Genomic DNA, 1,337 nt, shown 5'->3' with positions numbered 1-1,337 from the left:
TTCATCGTTTCCGAGATCGTCGGATGCGGGAAGATGGTGTGCATCAGCTCTTCTTCGGTCGTCTCCAGGTTCATCGCCACGACAAAACCCTGGATCAGCTCGGTGACTTCAGCGCCGACGAGGTGCGCGCCGAGCAGCTGGCCGGTCTTCTTGTCGAAGATCGTCTTGACCATGCCCTGGTCCTCGCCGAGCGCGATCGCCTTGCCGTTGGCGACGAAGGGGAAGCGGCCGACGCGGATGTCCTTGCCTTCGGCCTTGGCCCTGGCTTCGGTCAGGCCGACGGAGGCGACCTGCGGATTGCAGTAGGTGCAGCCCGGGATCTTGAGCTTGTCCATCGGGTGCACATTGGGCAGGCCGGCGATCTTCTCGACGCAGATGACCGCCTCGTGCTCGGCCTTGTGGGCCAGCATCGGCGGGCCGGCAACGTCGCCGATGGCATAGATGCCCGGCACATTGGTCTTGCCGTAGCCGTCGATGACGATGCAGCCGCGGTCGGTCTTCACGCCGAGCGCTTCGAGGCCGATGTTTTCGATATTGCCCTGGACACCGACGGCCGAGATCATGCGGTCGGCGGTGATCTTCTCGATCTTGCCGTCCTTCATCTCGACATGGGCCGTGACCGAATTGGCGCCCTTCTCGACATTGGTGACCTTGGCCTCGAGATGGATCTTCATGCCCTGCTTTTCGAACTGCTTCTTGGCGAAGGCTGAGATCTCGGCATCCTCGACCGGCATGACGGCAGGCATGACCTCGACCACGGTCACGTCGACGCCCATGGTGCGGTAGAACGAGGCGAACTCGATGCCGATGGCGCCCGAACCCATGACAAGCAGCGACTTGGGCATTTCCGGCGGCACCATCGCCTCGAAATAGGTCCAGATCAGCTTGCCGTCGGGCTCGATGCCGGGCAGCGCGCGCGGACGGGCGCCGGTGGCGACGATGATGTGCTTGGCCGAGTAGGTGCCCTCGCCCAGCGTGTTCTTGGGCAGCGGCGCCTGCGGTTCCATCGGCTTCTTCGACGACTTGGAGACGACGATCTGGCCGGGCTTGGTGAGCTTGGCTTCGCCCCAGATGACGTCGACCTTGTTCTTCTTCATCAAGAAGCCGACGCCGCCATTCATGCGCTGGGCGATGCCGCGCGAACGCTCGACGATGGCCTTGAGGTCGGGCGAGATCGAGCCTTCGAGCTTGAGGCCGTAGTTCTTGGCGTGCTCGGCAAGGTGCAGCACTTCGGCCGAACGCAGCAGCGCCTTGGTCGGGATGCAGCCCCAGTTGGAGCAGATGCCGGCAAGGTGCTCGCGTTCGACAACCGCCGTCTTGAGGCCGAGCTGGGCCGC

The 1,337-nt window shown here is 63.7% G+C and carries 1 protein-coding gene; it reads right to left on the bottom strand.

Going from position 1 to position 1,337, the window contains the following annotated elements; translation table 11 throughout:
- Nucleotides 1-1,337, bottom strand: a 1,337-nt coding sequence (gene lpdA / locus NDO48_RS28990) for a dihydrolipoyl dehydrogenase (RefSeq protein WP_267322883.1), incomplete at both ends; no start/stop codon positions are given.

It is taken from the genome of Aminobacter sp. MET-1, from assembly GCF_026521175.1.
GTDB lineage: Bacteria > Pseudomonadota > Alphaproteobacteria > Rhizobiales > Rhizobiaceae > Aminobacter.
This window is presented reverse-complemented; position numbering and strand designations above follow the sequence as displayed.